Below are 20509 nucleotides of genomic sequence, written 5' to 3'. Positions count from 1 at the left end.
GAATCACCGCCGGAAGACCCTCAAATGCCGATTCCCCAGACGCCCGAAGAGCAGATGAGCGCTATTTACCGGCTAACCTTGAGCTGGACCAGGCAGTTGGAAAGATCCAGAATTGCCGAATACACGGAACTGCTAAACCGGCCATGGCGTCTAATTTGGCTGAATTTGTTATCCGGCACGGCAAGAGGGGTCGGCATTGCGATCGGCTTTACTTTTTTTGCGGCAACGATCATTTATGTCCTTCAGGTACTGGGCGCGCTTAACCTGCCGATTATCGGCGATTATATCGCGGACATCGTACGGATCGTACAAAGACAGCTTGAACTCAATACTTATTAGATCCTGTGCCCAAAGAGTCCTCGCTATCCAGATGTTCCGTGGCCTGCATATGCTTTCTGTATAATCCGTTCCGGTAAAAAACGACGTTCTCTCCATAGATGTCGGTCGCGACAAATGTTTCGTATGGCTCGACAAACCCGTCAAGCTCTTCCGAGGCTTCGATTTCCATGTCGTTGTAGTCATCGATTTCGTTATCTTCGGCAAGCGCCGGCGAGTTGGATGTCCCAAAGCCTTCGACGATTTGCCAAGCGTCCTCGCCGTCAAAGCCGTTCTGATCCTCATGCTCGTCAAGGCTCGTACGGCCAAAAGGTGGTGCCAGAAACAGTTCCTCGATCGGCCGTTTTGCCGAAACAAAGGATTGAGGGCTATCATCAACGCAGTAAGCCGTTTCAGGTACGGCCTTCAGGCGTTCGAAGCTGATGGGCTCTTTGCAAGTTTGACAATATCCGTAAGTCCCTTCGGCCATCCGGTCCAGGGCTCCGTTGATCCGGGTCAGCCGCAGTTCATCATGCTCGTTCAATGCCAGGTCTTTGCCGCGTTCAAACATTTCGGTTCCGATATCGGCAGGGTGGTTGTCGATGGAGGACAACTCGCTCGTATTATCCCGCAGGGAACCGCGAAGTCCGTAATGATCCTTTTCCTCAAGCATTCGATACGTTTCGTCACGGGCCGTTTCAAGGTCCGATTTCAGCTCCGCCAGTTGCTGCTTCGTCAGGTGTGGCATGAAAGGTTCTCCTTTCCGGAAAGAAATCGTTTGGGTATTTTGCCGTAAAGCTATTTTGCGCAGAAGCATGACGTTTTACCTAAGGAAAATCCTTTCGTGCATGGACGGGTGAATTGCGGCTGTGCTACAATATACAGGTCTTAGAAGTGGAACATTCTGTCGCATTCTTTCGGCAGTCTAACGAAAAAACGAGGTGAATTCCCGCGTGATCTATTTTCTGATTGCATTAATTGTGTTTTTAATCGACCAAGGAACGAAATATCTGATTGCGTCCGGTTTAACGATCGGGGAACAAATTCCGGTCATCGGCGACTTTTTCCTGATTACTTCCCACCGGAATACGGGGGCGGCATTCGGGATACTGGAAGGGCAGCGTTGGTTTTTTATCGTGATTACGACTGTCGTTGTTGTGGGTATCATCTGGTATTTGCAAAAAGTGAAGTCGTCGGGCAACAAGCTGCTGCCTACCGCGCTGTCGCTCGTATTGGGCGGAGCCGTGGGGAATTTCCTCGACCGGGCCGTAAGCGGCGAAGTCGTCGATTTCCTTCAATTCAATTTTGGCACTTACACCTTTCCGATTTTTAACGTGGCGGACTCCTGTATTGTGATCGGGGTATGTCTCATCGTTTTGGATTCCATTTTGGAAATTCGCAGAGAAAAACAACAACAGTTGACTAAACATGAGCAAGAGGAGCAAGTATGATATTGGACAAGCCTTTCTTTGATCCTGAAGACGGAAATGCAGAATGGACGGCGGATGCCGGTGCAGCGAAGGATCGAATCGACAAGTATATTAAAGCCCAGGTAGGCGAGGAGTACTCCCGGAGCCAGATTCAGCTTTGGATCGAAAACGGGGACATTCTCGTCAACGGCGGCCGCATCAAAGCAAATTATAAAATCGCCGAGGGGGACGTCATTACATTGACCGTCCCGGAAGCAGAGTCGGTAGAAATTGTACCTGAAGATATTCCGCTTGATGTGTATTATGAAGACGCGGATGTCATTGTCGTAAACAAGGACCGCGGGATGGTGGTACATCCGGCCCCGGGACATTCCTCGGGAACTCTGGTGAATGCGCTGATGTTTCATTGCAAGGACTTATCGGGCATTAACGGGGAACTTCGACCGGGCATCGTACACCGCATCGATAAAGACACTTCAGGTTTGTTGATGGCCGCCAAAAATGATAAGGCCCATGCATCTTTGGCCGCTCAGCTGAAGGAGCATTCGGTGACCCGCAAGTATTACGCCCTGGTTCACGGGAATGTAAGTCACGACCAGGGAACGGTTGACGCTCCGATCGGACGGGATCCCCATGACCGCAAAATGTATACGGTGATCGAGCGGAACAGCAAGGAAGCGGTCACGCATTTTCAAGTGGCGGAACGTTTTGGCGACTATACGCTGCTGGAGCTTAAATTGGAGACCGGGCGAACGCATCAAATCCGTGTGCATATGAAATTTATAGGGCATCCGCTGGTAGGAGATCCATTGTACGGGCGGAGTAAGGGCAGCCTTAAGTTGCCCGGGCAGGCGCTGCATGCCGCAGTGCTGGGATTTGTCCATCCATCAAGCGGAGAATACCTGGAGTTCAGCGCACCGATTCCGGGCGATATGGAGGATCTGCTGCATTCCCTGCGTAATCGTTAATCGAATATTCAATGACTGATCCATTGAGAGCATCCTTTTCCAAACGTGCATTTTGTGCAAATTGGAACGAAGGATGCTCTTTTTGATTGGCTTAATCCGGTACCACATCCACTTCGATAGTTATCTTATAAAGTCGATAAGTACAAACGATCCGGTGAATAATCCATTCTCCAAAAACCCCGATTCCATTTAAGCTGGATATAAGAAAAAGGACCAGACAAGGGAGATTTTGAAGAAGGGAATGGACATTTTATGAGTATAGAATTATATCAAGAGACATATATCCAGCGTCAATTTGCCGATCGTATCGGAGGAGCCGACTATGGGAAGGATACCGCCATTTATAAATTTGAAAAAATCAAACGCGCAAAAGCAGCGGCAAAAAGAGATTTTCCCGATGTGGAATTGATTGATATGGGCGTCGGCGAACCTGACGAAATGGCGGATCCCGGGATCGTAGCAAAGCTGGCTGAGGAAGCGGCCAAACCGGAGAACCGCGGCTACGCGGACAATGGAATTGCCGAATTCAAATCGGCTGCAGCCCTATATCTTCAAGAGGTCTTCGGCGTAACGGGAATCGATCCGGATATGGAAATCGTGCATTCCATCGGCTCTAAGCCGGCTCTCGCGATGCTGCCATCCTGTTTTATTAACCCTGGAGACATTACGATTATGACGGTACCGGGCTATCCGATTCTTGGGACGCATACGAAATATCTTGGCGGTGAAGTGTACACGGTACCGTTGACGGAAGAAAATCATTTTTTGCCGGACCTAGCTTCGATTCCCGAAGAGATTGCCCGCAAGGCCAAGCTGCTCTATCTGAACTATCCGAACAATCCGACAGGCGCAAGCGCCACGGCGGAGTTCTTTGCGGAAGTGGTGGAATGGGCTCGTAAATTTAATGTGGTTGTCGTGCATGACGCTCCTTACGCCGCTTTAACCTATGACGGATTGAAGCCGCTCAGTTTTCTATCCATACCCGGAGCAAAGGATGTAGGCGTCGAGCTGCACTCCTTATCGAAATCTTACAATATGACCGGTTGGAGAATCGGATTTGTGGCCGGGAACCCTCTGATTGTAAAAGCATTCAGCGATGTGAAGGATAATAACGATTCCGGCCAGTTCATTGCCATACAGAAAGCGGCAGCATATGGTTTAGCCCATCCTGAAATCACGGAGCGGATTGCCGAAAAATACTCGCGCCGCCACAATCTGCTGGTTGCCGCGCTGAATGAACTCGGGTTCAAGGCCAAAAAACCGAAAGGCTCGTTCTTCCTCTACGTAGCCGCTCCGAAAGGGGTCGAAGGCGGACCGTCATTTGCGACGGCGGAGGATTTTGCTCAATACCTGATCCGGGAGAAACTGATTTCGACGGTTCCTTGGGATGATGCCGGGCCTTACGTTCGCTTTTCGGTTACGTTCGCGGCAAGCGGAGCTGTGGAAGAAGAGAGGGTCATCTCGGAAATCAAACGCCGTCTTGGCGATGTGAAGTTCATATTTGAATAATGATCTGGAACCGTCCGGCAAGCAGCCGGGCGGTTTTTTCTATGCAGACCCGCAAAAATGGATTGAATAAATATTAATTATAATGTATATTTATTAGCAGGAAAACTTTCGCTGCTCTTTATTAAGGAACAAGGATGCCGACATCGATTTCAGCCAGGGATAATTATCCAAGGGTGGTTGTCTTGACAGTCAGGCCGCATTCTGTCATAATTCATGTAAATCAATATGAACCTTTAATTCAGTCCCGTGAGGCTGGCAAGGTAACGTGAATGAGGATTTGGGGAACATTATGACCATTGCTGCGGCAATGCATACCCTGAATCCGCATGACAGTCATGGCTTAAACCTGTGACTAGAGACTCCTTGCCCGAATCAGGCAAGGAGTTTTTTTGTGGCTTATCACGGAATCTGGATAATTTATCCTGAGGAGGCAGTTCCAATGAGCACCGAGAGTCATATTATTATGGATGAAATAGCCATTCGCCGTGCCCTTACCAGAGTGGCCCATGAAATCCTGGAGCGTAACAATGGAATTGAAGGCTGTGTACTGGCCGGGATTAAAACTCGCGGCGTATTTTTAGCGAAACGGCTTGCTGAAAGACTCGAAAATATCGAAGGGACGCCAATGCCATGGTTTGAGCTGGATGTAACGGCTTACCGCGATGACCGCGCCGCTCAAGAGCGGGGAACAGAGCACGCAGCTTTCCCTGTGCCGATTCATAACAAAAAAGTCATTTTGTTCGACGACGTTCTATATACCGGCCGGACGATCCGTGCGGCGATGGATGCCATCATGGACGCGGGAAGACCGGAATCAATTCAACTCGCTGTACTTGTAGACCGGGGACACCGCGAACTGCCGATCCGGCCGGATTATATCGGAAAGAATGTACCGACCTCCAAGGCTGAAGAAATCGAAGTATTGCTTCAGGAAAGCGACGGTAACGATCAAGTCCGGATTTTGCAGCAGCGGGGGGAACAGTGATGACAATGACCGCATCCACTTTGAAGGAACGCAGCTTACTTGGGCTAAAAGAGCTCAGCGCCTCGGAAATTAGTTCGATTCTGGACCGGGCGGCGTATTGGGAAAGCCGGGACGAGAAAGTGATTCCCGTACTGAAAGATCGTTTTGTAGCGAACATGTTTTTTGAAAATAGCACGCGTACTCGGTTCTCGTTTGAAATGGCCGAGAAAAGACTGGGAGCGGAGGTTCTGAACTTCTCAGCCGCCGTATCTAGTGTCGAAAAGGGCGAATCCATTTACGACACGGTGCGCACTTTGGAATCAATGGGAATCGATGCAGGCGTGATTCGGCTTAAGCCGGTCGGCATGTTGGCCGAATTGGCCACCAGAGTAAACATACCGCTAGTGAATGCCGGTGACGGGAATAACGAACATCCGACGCAAGCTTTGCTTGACTTGTACACGATGAAGAAGCATTTCGGAGAATTGAAGGGACTTAAGGTGTCGATTATCGGTGACATTAAACACAGCCGGGTAGCCCGCTCGAACCTGTGGGCCTTGCAGAAATTCGGTGCTGAAGTCAAATTGTGCGCGCCGGACAGCATGCGGGCTCCGGAACTTGCGGCGGAAGCTCCCTATGTATCCATGGACGAGGCGCTCTGCGCCGATGTAGTCATGATGCTGCGGGTACAGCTGGAACGTCATGCCGAAGGATTGCTGAAATCCGCCGAGCAATATCGTCTGGAGTACGGGCTTACGGAGGAGCGTGCAGCGGGTCTTGCCCCGCATGTGATCATCATGCACCCAGCTCCCATCAATCGGAACGTAGAAATCGATGACGCAGTGGTGGAACATCCGCAATCGCGGATCTTTAAACAAATGTCGAATGGGGTACCCATCCGGATGGCGGTTATGGAACGAGCGATGAAATAGGCATCGATTCATATATAGGTAACGATTCTTACCATAGAAGGTAATTGGATTTCAAAGATTGCAAAAGAACAAGCGGAGGTTTCATCCATGCAACTTATAATTCGAAATGCCAGTGTATTGAATGAAAAAGGAGAACTGGAAAGCAAGCACATCATGGTGGCGGACGGAGTAATTGTGAAAATTACGGATGCCGCCGGAGAAACCGCAGCAGATCAGCCGGCTGCGGAGGCTCAAGTCATTGATGCCGCAGGCAAACTGGTGACGCCGGGATTCATCGACATGCACGTCCATCTGCGGGAGCCCGGATTTGAACATAAAGAAACGATCGAAAGCGGATCGCGCTCGGCTGCAAAGGGCGGATTCACGACGATCGCCTGCATGCCGAATACAAGGCCGGTAACGGATAGCCCCGAAGTCGTTTCCTTTGTACTGGACAAAGCGAAGGAAGCCGGGTTGGTTCATGTGCTCCCTTATGCGGCCATTACGAAAAACGAGTTGGGACGCGAGTTGACGGATTTTGCGGCCTTGAAAGCGGCGGGCGCGATCGGGTTCACCGATGACGGCGTAGGTGTGCAAAACGCGCAGATGATGAAGGATGCGATGACTCTTGCCGCATCGATGGATATGCCGGTCATCGCTCACTGCGAGGATAATTCCCTCGTCGAAGGCGCGCCGGTAGCCGAAGGGGAATTCGCTAAGCGCCACGGGCTGAAAGGAATCCCGAACGAGTCGGAAGCGATCCATGTCGGAAGGGACATCCTGCTGGCGGAAGCTACCGGGGTACATTACCATGTATGCCATGTCAGCACGGAGCAATCCATCCGGCTGATCCGTCAAGCGAAAGAGATCGGAATCAACGTGACCGCCGAGGTTTGCCCTCACCACCTGATTCTTGCGGAAGAGGATATTCCCGGTCTGGACGCCAATTGGAAAATGAACCCGCCGCTGCGCTCAAGACGCGATGTGGAGGCATGCATCCAGGCGCTGGAGGATGGGACGATCGACATTGTCGTAACGGACCACGCTCCGCACAGCGAGGATGAAAAAGCTAAAGGAATGCAGCTTGCTCCATTCGGAATCGTCGGTTTTGAAACGGCGTTCCCGCTGCTTTATACCAAGTTCGTCGCGGAAGGCCGCTGGAGCCTGGAGATGCTGGTACAGCGGATGACGGCCGATCCGGCCCGCGTATTCGGACTGGAAACGGGACGATTAGCACCAGGGGCACCAGCCGATTTGACGATCGTGGACCTGGATCTGGAGAAGGACGTCAACCCGGAGGACTTTGCCTCCAAGGGCCGTAACACGCCGTTCGGCGGATGGAAATTGAAAGGCTGGCCGGTAACGACGATCGTGTCCGGCAAAGTGGTTTGGAGCGAATAATCAGCAATTATAAATAGATTACGTAAAGGAGTGCTGCAGGATGCAGGCAAGATTATTGTTGGAAGACGGCACATTGTTCACCGGGAAATCGTTCGGCGCGGAAGCCGAAAGCACCGGAGAGGTCGTTTTTAATACAGGAATTACAGGTTACCAGGAAGTATTGTCTGATCCTTCTTACTGCGGACAGATTGTAACAATGACTTATCCGCTGATCGGAAACTATGGAATTTCGAGGGATGATTTTGAATCGATCGTCCCTTCGATCCACGGGTTTGTTGTCCGCCGCTATGAGCCAACGCCAAGCAACTGGCGGGCGCAGTACAACTTGGGGGATTTGCTGAAGGAATACGGCATCCCTGGAATTACCGATATCGACACGCGGATGCTGACCCGGATTATCCGCCAGCATGGCACGATGAAGGGGATTTTGACGACTTCCTCCAAATCCGTGGCCGAACTGCAAGAAATGATCGCATCGACCAGCATCGAGGAACTGCGCAACCAGGTTGCCCGGACTTCGACGCCTAACGTATACAGCAGCCCAGGATCCAAAGAACGTATCGTTCTCGTCGATTACGGTGCGAAAAGCGGGATTCTCCGCGAATTGAACAAGCGTGACTGTGACGTCGTTATCGTCCCTCATGACACGACGGCAGAAGAAATCCGCCGGCTGCATCCGGACGGCATTCAGCTCTCTAACGGGCCTGGGGATCCGAAGGATGTTTCTTATGCGGTGAACACAATCTCCGAGCTGCTCGGTGAATATCCGATCTTCGGGATCTGCCTTGGGCACCAGCTGCTGTCGCTGGCTTGCGGAGCGGATACTGAAAAGCTGAAATTCGGCCATCGCGGGGGAAATCACCCGGTGAAGGACCTCGAAACCGGCCGCTGCTACATCACATCCCAGAACCATGGTTATACGGTCAACGAAGCCTCCCTTGCGGGAACGGATTTGATCGTTACGCACATCAATAATAACGACAAAACGGTTGAGGGCGTCAAGCATGCCAAATACCCTGCCTTCTCGGTGCAATATCACCCGGAAGCGGCGCCAGGACCTTATGATAACAGCTATCTTTTTGACCGCTTTATCGAAATGATAAGAGAACACAAGCGGCTGAATCCTCAAAAGCCGCGTCAAGCCGAACTGACGGCTGCAGCGAAAGGAGTACTGTAATATGCCGATTAATAAAGAACTTAAGAAGATCCTCGTCATCGGTTCAGGACCGATCGTTATCGGCCAGGCGGCGGAGTTTGACTACGCCGGTACTCAGGCCTGCCAAGCGCTGAAAGAAGAAGGCGTTGAAGTGGTGCTGATCAACAGTAACCCGGCTACGATCATGACCGACACCAACATGGCGGATAAAGTATATATCGAACCGATTACTCTGGAATTCGTTACGCAAATTATTCGCCAGGAGCGCCCGGATGGGCTCTTGCCTACGCTCGGAGGTCAAACCGGCCTCAACATGGCGGTGGAGCTTGCCCGCGCCGGCGTACTGGAGCGCGAAAATGTAAAACTGCTCGGAACCCAGCTTACCTCCATCGAGAAGGCGGAGGACCGCGACTTGTTCCGCGAACTGATGCGTGAATTGGAACAGCCGGTGCCTGAAAGTGCGATCATCACTTCGGTAGACGAAGCCCTTAATTTTGCCGAAGAGATCGGTTATCCGGTGATCGTTCGTCCGGCCTACACACTCGGCGGCACAGGCGGCGGCATTTGCGCAACCTTGGAAGAATTGAAAGAGACCGTCGCATCGGGGATCCGCTACAGCCCGATCGGTCAGTGCCTGATCGAGAAATCAATCGCCGGCATGAAGGAAGTCGAATATGAAGTTATGCGCGATGCGAACGATAACTGTATCGTAGTCTGCAATATGGAGAACTTTGACCCGGTAGGCGTACATACCGGAGACAGTATCGTAGTGGCTCCGAGCCAAACGCTGTCCGATCGGGAGTATCAAATGCTGCGCTCCGCTTCGCTCAAGATCATCCGTGCCTTGAACATCGAAGGCGGCTGCAACGTGCAATTCGCACTGGATCCGCAAAGCTTCCAGTACTATGTCATCGAGGTGAATCCGCGGGTCAGCCGCTCCTCGGCGCTCGCGTCCAAAGCAACCGGTTATCCAATCGCGAAAATGGCCGCAAAAATTGCAATGGGTTATACGCTGGATGAAATCGTAAACCCGGTTACCGGCCAAACTTATGCTTGCTTCGAGCCGACGCTCGATTATATCGTCAGCAAAATTCCACGCTGGCCGTTCGATAAATTTGTCAGCGCCAACCGTAAGCTCGGCACGCAAATGAAAGCGACGGGCGAAGTCATGGCGATCGGCCGGACTTTTGAAGAGTCGATCCACAAAGCGGTTCGCTCGCTGGAGATCGGAACGCACCGTCTGTACCTGAAAGGGGCGGACGAACTGGATAAGGAAACTCTGGACCAACGCCTGATCAAGGCCGACGACGAGCGCCTGTTCCTGGTGGCCGAAGCTTTCCGCCGCGGCTACAGTCTGCAACAAATTCAGGATCTGACGCAAATTGACTGGTGGTTCCTGGACAAAATTGAACGTCTGGTACAATTCGAAGCCAAAATTGCTTCGGAATCCGAACTGACTTATGAAACGCTGTATGAAGCGAAGCGACTCGGATTTACGGACCGAGCGATCGCTGAGCTGCGCGCCATTGGCCAGCCTTCAGGCACTCATCTGACGGAGCAAAGCGTTACGTTGTTCCGGAAGGAGAGAGGACTTCGTCCGGTCTACAAAATGGTCGATACCTGCGCTGCCGAATTCGAAGCTTCAACGCCTTACTACTACTCCACGTATGAAACGGAAAATGAAGTCATCCATACGGACAAAGAGAAAATCGTCGTGCTCGGCTCCGGACCGATTCGGATCGGCCAAGGTATCGAATTCGATTACTCCACCGTGCATGCGGTATGGGCGATTCAAAAGGCCGGATACGAGGCTGTCATTATCAACAACAACCCGGAGACAGTGTCTACGGACTTCAATACATCGGACCGGCTGTACTTTGAGCCGCTCTTCTTCGAAGACGTCATGAACGTCATCGAGCAGGAGAAGCCGGTCGGCGTTATCGTACAGTTTGGCGGCCAGACGGCCATCAACCTGGCAGCGCCGCTTCAAGCTGCAGGAGTAAACATTCTCGGGACTTCGCTCGAAAGCATCGACGAGGCCGAGGACCGGAAGAAGTTCGAAGCTCTTCTGTCCAGACTGGGTATCGCCCAGCCGAAAGGCAGTACGGTGACTTCGGTTGACGAAGCGGTCGGCACAGCGCAGTCGCTCGGTTATCCGGTACTGGTGCGTCCATCCTACGTCCTCGGCGGACGTGCGATGGAGATCGTATACTCCGACGCGGAGCTTCTGAAATACATGAAGGAAGCCGTAAACATCAACCCGGAGCATCCTGTGCTTATCGACCGCTATATGCTTGGCAAAGAGGTCGAAGTGGATGCGATCTGCGATGGTGAAACGGTACTCATTCCGGGCATCATGGAGCATGTCGAACGGGCCGGGGTTCACTCCGGTGACTCGATCGCGGTGTATCCGCCTCAATACCTTTCGGATGAACTGAAAGATAAGATCGTCGATATTACTACAAAAATAGCCAAGGAACTTAAGACGGTCGGTCTGGTCAACATTCAGTTCGTCATCTATAAGAATGAAGTGTATGTGATCGAGGTCAACCCGCGCTCCTCGCGGACGGTTCCTTTCTTGAGCAAAGTTACGAACATCCCGATGGCTAATGTGGCTACTAAGGCTATCCTTGGCACGAAGCTGAAGGAACTGGGTTATGAAGACGGCTTGTGGCCGGAGAGCGATCAGGTCTCGGTCAAAGTGCCGGTATTCTCCTTCGCCAAGCTCCGTCGCGTCGAGCCTACGCTCGGACCGGAAATGAAATCGACCGGCGAAGTAATGGGCCGCGATCCGCAATATGCCAAGGCGCTATATAAAGGCCTGATCGGTGCAGGTATGAAAATCCCGACCACGGGCGCCATCATCGCTACGGTTGCGGATAAGGATAAACAAGAAGCGGTAGAGCTGCTGCGCGGCTTCTACAACCTGGGTTACAAGATCATCGCTACAGAAGGAACGGCAGCGGCATTGATCGAAGAGGGCATTCATGTCACTACGGTGCACAAACTGACCGAGGGCGTGCCGAACATTCTGGATTTGATCCGCAATGGAGAGGCGCACTTCGTAATCAATACGTTGACCAAAGGCAAAGAACCTGAGCGCGACGGCTTCCGGATTCGCCGGGAAGCTGTAGAGAACGGGATTGTGTGCATGACCTCGCTGGATACGGTGCGTGCCCTGCTGAACATGCTGCAGACGATCAACTTCTCTTCCCAGGCTATGCCAAGCTTATAACAGCAATCTGATAAAAAATATAGCGGCTCCGGATGCATCTTGCGCATCGGAGCCGCAAGTATGACTGGAGGAGTACAAATGGCGTTGTCATATGAACAGGCTGCCGGCAGGCTGATGGTTGCCCTGGACTACCCTTCCGCGGAACAAGCCCGGGAAACGATTCAAGCATTGAAGGGAATACCTTGCTACATGAAGGTGGGGATGCAGCTTTTCTATACTGCGGGGCCGGATTTTGTGAAGGAACTGAAATCGCAAGGCTACTCGGTGTTTCTCGATCTGAAAATGCATGATATCCCCAACACGGTGAAGGGCGGGGCGAACAGCATCACGCGTCTTGGCGTCGATATGTTCAATGTCCATGCGGCAGGCGGGTTGAAGATGATGGCAGCCGCTTATGAAGGCGTGATGTCAGCTTTGGAAAGCGATGCATCATTGAAGAAGCCGCTTTTGATCGGGGTAACCCAACTGACCAGCACAAATCAAGACACGTTAAATCGGGAAATCGGCATCCAAGGCAGCGTTGAGCAATCGGTTTTGTCCTATGCAGCTTTCACTAAGGAAGCCGGTCTGGATGGCGTCGTTGCTTCTCCTTTGGAAGTACAAGCAATAAAGGGACAATGCGGAGCCTCGTTCATTACAGTCACCCCCGGCATTCGTCCGGCGGGAAGCAGTGCGGGAGATCAATCCCGCACATTAACGCCTGGAGAAGCGATGCGGCAGGGTACGGATTATATCGTTGTCGGACGTCCGATTACGGGAGCGCCACAACCGCGTGAGGCAGCGGAACAAATCATTGAGGAGATGATGAAGTAATGATCAATATTGAACAGATTGCAAATCAAGTGGCAGGTCGTTTGCTGGACATCGGCGCGGTAGCGCTTCGTCCGCATGAACCTTTTACCTGGACTTCCGGCATCAAATCGCCGATCTATTGCGATAATCGGTTGACGATGTCCTATCCTGACATCCGGGACCTGGTTGCAGAGTCTTTTGCAGCGGTGATTCGTGATGCCTACCCCGACACTGAGGTGATCGCCGGAACAGCGACCGCGGGCATTCCGCATGCGGCATTCGTGGCCCAGAAGCTGGGACTCCCTATGGCCTACATTCGCGACAAAGCGAAAGGACATGGCAAGGAGAACCAAATCGAGGGTCTGATCAAGCCAGGGCAAAAAGTAATCGTCATCGAGGATTTGATTTCGACCGGCGGCAGCTCGATCAAGGCGGCCCAGGCTGTCCGCGAAGCGGGCGCCGAGCCATTGGCCGTGCTGGCGATTTTCAGCTACCAGCTGGACAAGGCGGTACAGGGCTTTAAAGCGGCAGGAATTCCGCTGCAAACCTTGTCCAACTACAGCGCGCTGATCGACGTTGCCATCGAGCGGGGCGAAATCAAGCCGGAGGATCTGGCTTTGCTGAAGTCCTGGAGAGAGGATCCGTCCTCCTTCGGCAAGTAAAACGAAGATTAGTGTATAGATGTCTATGATCCATGGCCCTTACGCATTTGCGTGAAGGGTCATGGTTTTTTTGTTGTGAACTTAACGAATCTGAGACACGCTATTGAGCGAAAAAAAGCGATTTTCAGAATTTAACGAATCTATGTATCGCTAATTAGACGGTATTGTTGTAAATGGGATAGGATTTCATCAAATAAGAGTTACTGAGTTCCTTACATTTCAAATCCTCGAAAATACCTTGAAATAACGTTGCTGGAGTTCGTTAGTTTGCGATCAGAGAGCTTCGGTATGCTCGGTTCAGATTAGCTTCAAATTCGTTTCAGACTCATATCAGACTTACAATTTCAGACCAATTTTAATTCAGTTTCAATTCGAAACAGTTCCCCGTCCTATCTTAGCACAAAAGCCAAACAAGCCCGCAGGGTCTCCCCAGCGGGCTTGTACTATGTGTAGTGTTATCTCTGTGACTTGATCGCCGAATATTTAGCGGCATTGCGCAGGGCTGGCCAAACTTCGGGCGTATCTCCTCCGATAGACCAGTAGGCGAAGCCCGCTATGTTCTCTTCCAGCGCCATCGTGTACTTTTGGGTCAGAGAGCGGGAATCTTCCAGCCAGATCTTGTGCGCAGCCGATGAATAGTATTTGGTCGTGTATTGGCCGAGTTGGCTGTTCCACTCCGGTTTGACGCCGAAACGCGCGATCCGTTGAAATTGTTCTCCCAAGCTAAGGTCCTCCGAGTTTATCGTGTTTCCTTTGCTATCCACTGTCCAATCCCTGACGTACAAGGGCAGGGCCAGGATGACTTTGGAGGCGGGCACTTGCTTCAGCAGTGTCTCAAGTCCATATTCAACCCAAGGCAACGAAGAGACGGAGCCGGCAGGACCGCCGGCCCAATGCTCATCGTAGCCCATCAGTACGATATAGTCTGCAATCTTACCGAGAGAAGCATAATCGAAGGCTTCGGTCCAATCGGTTCCGAGATCCGGAGATACGTCGACGGACAGCGTCATCCCGTTGGCGTGAAGCTGCCGGGCCAGCTCCGAGACGAACGCTGTGAAGGCCCTCCCATCGGTTGCAGCTACATTTTCAAAGTCCAGATTAATCCCGTGCAACCCACTCTTCACGGCTAGGCTTTTGATTTTGGCAATGGCGGCTGCCGATTTCTCGCCGGAGGATAGCAGGGAATGCGTGTTTTCCTGGTTGAGACGGTTGCCGAACATGGCCCATACCTGTTTACCGTTCTTTTTGGCCCAAGCGGATAGATTGGCATCGCTGTGATCGGAGATGCTGCCGTCCTCATTTAAAAAGAACCATCTTGGCGACAACACATTCACGTTCGATTTCAGGACCGATTGTTTGAACTGCTCATCGGTTTGGTCATATTGCCAACCCAATTGGATAGCGGCGGGAGCCTTAGCCGATAATTTACGGGACCAGGCATCGTTCTGAAGTATACGGTCCAGAATCGTTGCGGTTTCCTGTCTGGTCAACGACTGGACGGGATTAAAGCGGCCGCCGCTCCCCTCCATCAGTCCAAGCTTGGACATGGCGGCGACATAAGGGCGAGCCCATGGTGCAATCAAGTCCGCATCTTTATATCCGTAATTTAATCCCGTACCGGTGCCCGAGGCCTGCTCGTTTAGAATCCGGACGATCCACACAGCCGCTTCCTGTCTTGTAACCGGTTGAAAAGGGGCGAAGGTACCGTCTCCTTTTCCTTCGGTAAGTCCCAGTTCGGTCTGCGCTTGGACGCCGGAGTAGAACCAGTCTCCTTTTGCAACGTCTTTATAGGCGGGAACGGACGATGAGACCGATTCGAGTCCCAGTATACGATTGACGGTTATTATAAATTCCGCGCGCGTAATCGGCTTGGCGGGGGAGAATACGTTGTCCGAGGTACCGTTCATAATTTTTTGTTCATTAAGCCGAATAATAGTCTCTTTAGCATAGCTTGTCCCAATGTCATTAAAAGGAAATTCCTTACCGGCAACGTAGGTTTGCGGTTGGATGATAGAAGGTGATAGAAGTGCGAGCAGGAGAATCGCTGTTTTTAACGGTTTGATCGTACTCCCCTCTTTTCCACTGAATATAGCAATCTTCGTAATACTATCAAAAAATAGCAGATTACATCAGTGTAAAAAATATGGAAATAAAAATATCAATATCGTAAAATTTCTTGTAACTTTTTGGTATGAATTTTCGTTTATAATGCAAGACGTGATGGATACATAGAAGCGATTTCGTCCGACCCGTACCGTCTTGGCATTTATAAAATGAAATTAGGAGACCGATACACAATGATGCGATGGCTTCGCAAACCAGTTAAAACCGATGAGGCCGCGCCCGTCGAACCCGCAGCAGCGGAAGAAGCCGGCGCAGCGGCAGAACTTCTGGAAGATGAAATCGATGAGGGCGGCTACGTCCCTGAGATTGATCACACTGAAATACAGGAAATGGAGAAGGGGCCCGTGCTGTCCGTGCGGGATGTTCATCGTTCTTTTCCCGTTGGCGGTGGAGAGATTCATGTTCTGAAAGGCATCAATATGGAAGTACAGCCTGGCCAACTGGTCATGCTGAAAGGGAGATCCGGTTCGGGGAAAACAACTTTGCTGAATATGCTGGGCGGTCTCGACCAGCCTTCATCAGGTGAAATATTGTTTCGAGGGCAAGCGCTGCATCAATTAAATGATGACAAACGAACGCTGCTTCGCCGCAATCAGATCGGCTTTATTTTTCAGGCCTACGCCTTGCTGCCGTTATTGTCCGCCTGGGAAAATGTCGAGCTGTCGCTAAGGATGGCAGGCGTTCCTCCTCAAGAGTGGAAGCGGCGTGTAACCCATTGCCTGGAGCTGGTCGGGCTTGGCAAACGGATGTTTCACCGCCCGTTCGAGCTTTCGGGGGGCGAGCAACAGCGGGTGGCGATCGCCAAAGCGATTGCGCACCGGCCTAAACTGTTATTGGCGGATGAGCCGACGGCCAACCTGGATTCCCAAATGGGCGCGCAGGTCATGGCTGTATTCAAAAACATCATACATACGGAGCATATGACAATTTGTATGACTACACACGATCCTACAATCTTGGAGGTAGCGGACCATGTTTACGAAATGGTGGATGGAAAATTTATCGGCTAGGAAAGGGGGGATCGGTCGGACGCTGGGGCTGCTAGCTCTTTGTCTTGCTGTCGTCGCTTCTACAGGATGCGGCTTGCTTCCGAATGAAGATGAGGAAGAGGTCCTTCCGGTCATTACGCCGCCTACGATCTCGAAAAAGCCGGAATACGACGTTCGTTCGGAAACGATCGAGCTCAGCGTCAGCGCGGTTGGCAAGCTGATGAGCCAGCGGGAAGAACCGCTTTATTTTACGGAAGACGGACTTCATATTCAAGAGGTCAAGGTCAAAGCCGGCGATAAAGTAGCCCAGGGCGATGTCCTGGTCGTTCTGGATGTGAAGGATTTGCAGAAGGACCTCCGCAAGAAGCGGCTGGACTTCCGGCAACAGGAATTGACGATGAAGGAAACGCTGCGCACAAAGGATGAAATGAGCGAAATCGATTTTGAAAAAGCGTCCATCGTGTTTGAAGAGCAGCGTCAGGAACTGGTCGATCTGGAGCAAAAAATCGCGGACGGTACGCTGAGAGCCCCGTTTGCGGGAACGATCGTTTCGATGAGCGCCCAAAAGGGCGGCACCATAAAAGCATATGAATCGCTCGGAATCATTTCCGACACTTCTTCATTAGTTGTGGCCGCTTCTTTTGCCAAGGAAGATCTGGAGAAGATTTCCGTAGGCATGAAGGCGAAGGTAGATATCAATGCGGCGGGAACGTTTGACGGCAAGGTCAAAGTAATGCCGGTCGCTACGACCTCCTCGGACAATGGAAACGGCGGGGGGATTGGCGGAACGCCGCCCGAGAAGGATTCGATTGATAAGTATTTGATCGTTTCGCTTGATAAATGGCCGCAGGACGTGGAGCGCGGGCGTCAGCTCAGCGTATCCATCGTAACGCAGCGGAAAGAAAACGCCGTTTTGATCCCGATATCCGCACTTCGCTCGATCGGATCGCGTACTTACGTGCAGGTGATCGAAGAAGACGGGACGAAGCGCGAAGCCGACGTGGAGGTTGGACTGCAAACCTCGACGGACGTTGAAATCGTTAAGGGGCTTACGCCGGGGCAGAAAGTAGTGGGTCGCTAATGGGTGTTCCTCTATTACGATTGCTGTTCCGCAAAATGTGGAACACCAAATGGCTGACGCTCAGCACCTTACTCGGTCTGATCGTCGCGGTTTCGTTTACGGTCAGCATACCGATGTATTCGGACGGCTCGCTCAAACGGGTCGTGTCGAGCACGCTGAAGGCGGAGAGCGAAGGCCTTCCGGCAGGCTCCCTGATTATGAGCTACCAGGCCCCGGGAGGCGCAAAGACGGATCTCGCCGGGCTTGAAGCGGTGAATCAATATATCGTTGACGGGGTTCCGAAAGAAATCGGGTTTCCGTTTCAAAGTTATGTGAATACACGTTCGATCCGCGGGACGGAGGTTTATCCCGAAGATCCGACGAAGGTTGACGCCAGCCGGACCAGAGCCATGAGCATTTCCTCCATGAGCGGCTTGAAAGATCACGTTTCGGTGACAGGGGGGCAATTGTTCGCCGATAAAGCCGATGGGCCGATGATCGAAGCCATGATGCTGGAAGAAGCGATGTACCGGCAGGATTTGCATATCGGGGATGTAATGGAATACCCGGTATACAGCGGAGTCGATGTTACGCTCAAGGTGAAAATCGTCGGGGCATTCCAGCCGCTGGACGATACGGATGCCTATTGGTATCAAGGCATGGAAGGCATGATGAACACGTTTTACGTCGGTGAAGCGGCATTTAACGACGGTATCCTGAAACAATTAAACGTTCCGCTTCATAATTCAAGCTGGTACTATGCGTTCGATTTGCGCGAAATTCAGACGGGTCAGCTTTCGTCGTTGTCGAGCACGCTGGATCGGCTGAATATTGAACTTTACCAGAAACTGAAAGATACAAAAGTGGATATTTCGTTCGGCAGTCTGCTGAACGACTTCCGGAAGCAGAGCCTGCAAATGCAAACGCTGTTGTTTACGCTGGCGGCACCGATGATTGCCATGGTGTTTTATTTTATCGTTATGAACGCCCGCCAGTCCTTGGATAAACAGCAAAGCGACATTGCCGTACTGCGAAGCCGGGGGGCATCCACCAAACAGATTATTTTCATTTATTTGCTGGAAGGCTTGATTTTGGGGGCGGTCGCCATGATCGCCGGGCCGTTGCTCGGCTGGTTTATGTCGAAGAGCATCGGCTCCGCCGACGGCTTCCTGGCTTTCGTCAACCGGAAGTCGATTCCGGTTGGATTTAACTCCGATGCGCTGCTGTTGGGAGCTGCCGCGGTTATTATCGCGATCTTGGCGACGCTGCTTCCGGCGGTCTCCTATGCCCGTGCTTCCATTGTAAAAGCGAAGCAGAAGCAAGCGCGGTCGGATCAGCGTCCCGGATGGCAGAAGTGGTTCATCGATATCGTGTTGATGGGAGTTGCCGGTTACGGATATTATTTATTCGTCGAACGCCAAATGCTGACGTTCCAGACCGGGATGACCACGGATGAGCTCCAAGTGCAGCCGTTTCTGTTTTTTGTACCGGCGTTGGCTATTTTCTCGATTGGCTTATTCTTTTTACGTGTCTTCCCGTGGCTGCTGAAGCTGATCGGGTGGATCGGCAAAAAATGGCTTCCGGTACCGTACTATTTGAGTTTGACGCAGTTGTCACGGTCTGCAGCTTCCTATTATCCTTTGATGATTCTGCTTGTTCTTACACTGGGGCTCGGGGTGTATAACGCCTCCGCGGCTCGGACGATCGATCTGAACTCGACGGAACGGACGCTATACAAATACGGAGCTGACGTAGTCATGCAAACCGTTTGGGAGGCAACTCCCGAAATGACCAAAAAGCCGCAGCAAGGCGGCTCCGGTCAAGGCGGTTCAGGTTCGGGCGGCGGCCAAGGCGGAGCTGGAGGCGGCCAAGGTGGCGGCGGACAGGGCGGTGGCCAAGGTGGAGGCCAGGGCGGCGGTCAACAGCCGACCAAACTGATTTACTCGGAGCCGCCGTTTGAGGTGTTTCGTAAGCTTGAAGGCGTGGAGCATGCCGCACGCGTGCTGCAAACCAAAGGCAATATCATTATTTCCGGCCGTTCCGCGGGCCAGGGCAACATTATGGGGATCGATAATGTCGATTTTGCGAAGGTGGCCTGGTTCCGAAACGATTTATTCCCGGCACATCCGTATCAGTATTTGAATTTATTGGGGATGAACGAGAGCGCCGCGCTGGTGCCGTCGAATATGGCTGAGAAATATAAGCTTAAACCGGGCGATGTATTTACAGTCTCCATGGGCGAAGCTTCATTGGAATTTGCGGTATATGGTATTCTTCCGTACTGGCCTAGCCAATACCCGGACGAGAAGCCGTTTATTATAGCCAATCTGGACTATATTTACGATCAATCCCCGCTCGTTCCGTATGAGGTTTGGCTGAAAATGAAACCAGACGCCAAAGTGGCTCCGCTTGTTACAAAGCTGGCCGAACAGGATGTCGAGCTGTATTCCGTCAAGGATGTGCGCAGCGAACTGGCTGCTCAGAGCAAGCATCCGACCCGCGGCGGTGTCTTCGGGATTCTAAGCTTAGGATTCATTGTATCGGTCATCGTATCGCTGATCGGCTATGTATTGTATTGGTTCTTTAATCTTTCCGGCAGAGTAGTGCAATTCGGGATCCTGCGCGCGATGGGACTATCGCGCAAGCAGCTGACTTTCATGCTGCTGACCGAGCAAATATTGACCGCAGGACTTTCGATCATATTAGGGATCGTGATCGGGAAAGTCGCCGGCAAGCTGTATCTGCCGTTCCTGCAAACGACGGATAACGTAACGACCCAGGTACCGCCGTTCCGCATCATCTTTAACTCTTCGGATACGATGAAGCTGTACGTGGTCGTACTCGTGATGCTGATCATGGGGGCCGGCCTGTTGTTCTGGCAAATCAGACGTCTGCGCGTGCATCAAGCCGTGAAGATGGGAGAGGAGCGGTAAGATGAGTGACAACATGGATGACAACGTGAATGAAAATTCTGACAAGAACTCAACCGAACC

16 protein-coding genes are annotated in these 20509 nt (G+C 51.9%); 14 read left to right on the top strand and 2 right to left on the bottom strand.

The window, feature by feature from the left end:
- Positions 1-24: 24 nt before the first annotated feature.
- Complete coding sequence (locus NYE70_RS08690; protein ID WP_211020220.1) at positions 25-339, top strand: DUF5665 domain-containing protein; 315 nt, start codon at positions 25-27, stop codon at positions 337-339.
- On the opposite strand, the gene NYE70_RS08685 is transcribed toward NYE70_RS08690, so the two are convergent.
- Positions 326-1063: a TraR/DksA C4-type zinc finger protein gene (locus NYE70_RS08685; protein WP_211019778.1), complete on the bottom strand. Its 738-nt coding sequence runs from the start codon at positions 1061-1063 to the stop codon at positions 326-328. The two genes, NYE70_RS08690 and NYE70_RS08685, sit on opposite strands and share 14 nt — an antisense overlap.
- A gap of 205 nt (positions 1064-1268) precedes the next feature.
- On the opposite strand from NYE70_RS08685, the gene lspA reads away from it, so the two are divergent.
- The 10 genes from lspA (at position 1269) to pyrE (ending at position 13343) form a co-directional block, all read left to right on the top strand.
- Positions 1269-1766, top strand: a complete 498-nt coding sequence (gene lspA / locus NYE70_RS08680) for a signal peptidase II (protein WP_211019777.1) — start codon at positions 1269-1271, stop codon at positions 1764-1766.
- Entirely contained in the window at positions 1763-2713 is a 951-nt protein-coding gene (locus NYE70_RS08675; protein WP_341045693.1) for an RluA family pseudouridine synthase, read from the top strand. Before lspA ends, NYE70_RS08675 begins: the two co-directional genes overlap by 4 nt.
- A gap of 252 nt (positions 2714-2965) precedes the next feature.
- Positions 2966-4222, top strand: coding sequence for an LL-diaminopimelate aminotransferase (locus NYE70_RS08670; protein WP_341045692.1), 1257 nt, complete (start codon positions 2966-2968; stop codon positions 4220-4222).
- A 439-nt stretch (positions 4223-4661) separates the two neighbouring features.
- Positions 4662-5207, top strand: coding sequence for a bifunctional pyr operon transcriptional regulator/uracil phosphoribosyltransferase PyrR (pyrR, locus tag NYE70_RS08665; protein ID WP_211019774.1), 546 nt, complete (start codon positions 4662-4664; stop codon positions 5205-5207).
- Positions 5207-6118, top strand: a complete 912-nt coding sequence (locus tag NYE70_RS08660) for an aspartate carbamoyltransferase catalytic subunit (RefSeq protein WP_211019773.1) — start codon at positions 5207-5209, stop codon at positions 6116-6118. The genes pyrR and NYE70_RS08660 overlap by 1 nt, the downstream gene beginning before the upstream one ends.
- 87 nt (positions 6119-6205) lie before the next feature.
- Positions 6206-7498, top strand: coding sequence for a dihydroorotase (locus NYE70_RS08655; RefSeq protein WP_341045690.1), 1293 nt, complete (start codon positions 6206-6208; stop codon positions 7496-7498).
- 40 nt (positions 7499-7538) lie between these two features.
- On the top strand, positions 7539-8675 hold the full coding sequence (gene carA, locus NYE70_RS08650) for a glutamine-hydrolyzing carbamoyl-phosphate synthase small subunit (RefSeq protein WP_290407968.1): 1137 nt from the start codon (positions 7539-7541) through the stop codon (positions 8673-8675).
- A gap of 1 nt (position 8676) precedes the next feature.
- The gene (carB, locus tag NYE70_RS08645; RefSeq protein WP_211019770.1) at positions 8677-11889 is read left to right on the top strand and encodes a carbamoyl-phosphate synthase large subunit; all 3213 of its coding nucleotides are present in this window, start codon (positions 8677-8679) and stop codon (positions 11887-11889) included.
- A 78-nt stretch (positions 11890-11967) separates the two neighbouring features.
- Entirely contained in the window at positions 11968-12702 is a 735-nt protein-coding gene (gene pyrF / locus NYE70_RS08640) for an orotidine-5'-phosphate decarboxylase (RefSeq protein WP_341045689.1), read from the top strand.
- Positions 12702-13343 (top strand): orotate phosphoribosyltransferase, encoded by a 642-nt coding sequence (gene pyrE, locus NYE70_RS08635; RefSeq protein ID WP_211019768.1) that lies wholly within the window; start codon positions 12702-12704, stop codon positions 13341-13343. The genes pyrF and pyrE overlap by 1 nt, the downstream gene beginning before the upstream one ends.
- A gap of 455 nt (positions 13344-13798) precedes the next feature.
- Here pyrE and NYE70_RS08630 read toward each other — a convergent pair whose 3' ends face one another.
- Positions 13799-15352 (bottom strand): S-layer homology domain-containing protein, encoded by a 1554-nt coding sequence (locus NYE70_RS08630; RefSeq protein WP_341047553.1) that lies wholly within the window; start codon positions 15350-15352, stop codon positions 13799-13801.
- Positions 15353-15640: 288 nt separating this feature from the next.
- On the opposite strand from NYE70_RS08630, the gene NYE70_RS08625 reads away from it, so the two are divergent.
- Genes NYE70_RS08625 through NYE70_RS08615 form a run of 3 tightly spaced genes read left to right on the top strand, consistent with a single transcriptional unit; the run spans position 15641 to position 20449 of the window.
- Entirely contained in the window at positions 15641-16477 is an 837-nt protein-coding gene (locus tag NYE70_RS08625) for an ABC transporter ATP-binding protein (protein ID WP_211019767.1), read from the top strand.
- A complete protein-coding gene (locus tag NYE70_RS08620; protein WP_211019766.1) occupies positions 16440-17537 on the top strand; it encodes an efflux RND transporter periplasmic adaptor subunit in 1098 nt (365 codons plus the stop codon). Before NYE70_RS08625 ends, NYE70_RS08620 begins: the two co-directional genes overlap by 38 nt.
- The gene (locus tag NYE70_RS08615; RefSeq protein WP_211019765.1) at positions 17537-20449 is read left to right on the top strand and encodes an ABC transporter permease; all 2913 of its coding nucleotides are present in this window, start codon (positions 17537-17539) and stop codon (positions 20447-20449) included. The genes NYE70_RS08620 and NYE70_RS08615 overlap by 1 nt, the downstream gene beginning before the upstream one ends.
- Positions 20450-20509: the final 60 nt, after the last annotated feature.

The sequence above is a fragment of the Paenibacillus sp. FSL R5-0407 genome (genome assembly GCF_038009185.1).
Classification (GTDB): Bacteria; Bacillota; Bacilli; order Paenibacillales; family Paenibacillaceae; genus Fontibacillus; species Fontibacillus vini.
Note: the sequence above shows the minus strand (reverse complement) of the source record. Positions and strands in the feature narration are given on the sequence as shown.

Excerpts from the sequence above, each read along its gene's own strand:
- NYE70_RS08690 (WP_211020220.1), top strand. The coding sequence starts at position 25 with ATGCCGATTCCCCAGACGCCCGAAGAGCAGATGAGCGCTATTTACCGG.
- NYE70_RS08685 (WP_211019778.1), bottom strand. The coding sequence starts at position 1,063 with ATGCCACACCTGACGAAGCAGCAACTGGCGGAGCTGAAATCGGACCTT.
- NYE70_RS08675 (WP_341045693.1), top strand. The coding sequence starts at position 1,763 with ATGATATTGGACAAGCCTTTCTTTGATCCTGAAGACGGAAATGCAGAA.
- NYE70_RS08670 (WP_341045692.1), top strand. The coding sequence starts at position 2,966 with ATGAGTATAGAATTATATCAAGAGACATATATCCAGCGTCAATTTGCC.
- pyrR (WP_211019774.1), top strand. The coding sequence starts at position 4,662 with ATGAGCACCGAGAGTCATATTATTATGGATGAAATAGCCATTCGCCGT.
- NYE70_RS08660 (WP_211019773.1), top strand. The coding sequence starts at position 5,207 with ATGACAATGACCGCATCCACTTTGAAGGAACGCAGCTTACTTGGGCTA.
- NYE70_RS08655 (WP_341045690.1), top strand. The coding sequence starts at position 6,206 with ATGCAACTTATAATTCGAAATGCCAGTGTATTGAATGAAAAAGGAGAA.
- carA (WP_290407968.1), top strand. The coding sequence starts at position 7,539 with ATGCAGGCAAGATTATTGTTGGAAGACGGCACATTGTTCACCGGGAAA.
- carB (WP_211019770.1), top strand. The coding sequence starts at position 8,677 with ATGCCGATTAATAAAGAACTTAAGAAGATCCTCGTCATCGGTTCAGGA.
- pyrF (WP_341045689.1), top strand. The coding sequence starts at position 11,968 with ATGGCGTTGTCATATGAACAGGCTGCCGGCAGGCTGATGGTTGCCCTG.
- pyrE (WP_211019768.1), top strand. The coding sequence starts at position 12,702 with ATGATCAATATTGAACAGATTGCAAATCAAGTGGCAGGTCGTTTGCTG.
- NYE70_RS08625 (WP_211019767.1), top strand. The coding sequence starts at position 15,641 with ATGATGCGATGGCTTCGCAAACCAGTTAAAACCGATGAGGCCGCGCCC.
- NYE70_RS08620 (WP_211019766.1), top strand. The coding sequence starts at position 16,440 with ATGTTTACGAAATGGTGGATGGAAAATTTATCGGCTAGGAAAGGGGGG.
- NYE70_RS08615 (WP_211019765.1), top strand. The coding sequence starts at position 17,537 with ATGGGTGTTCCTCTATTACGATTGCTGTTCCGCAAAATGTGGAACACC.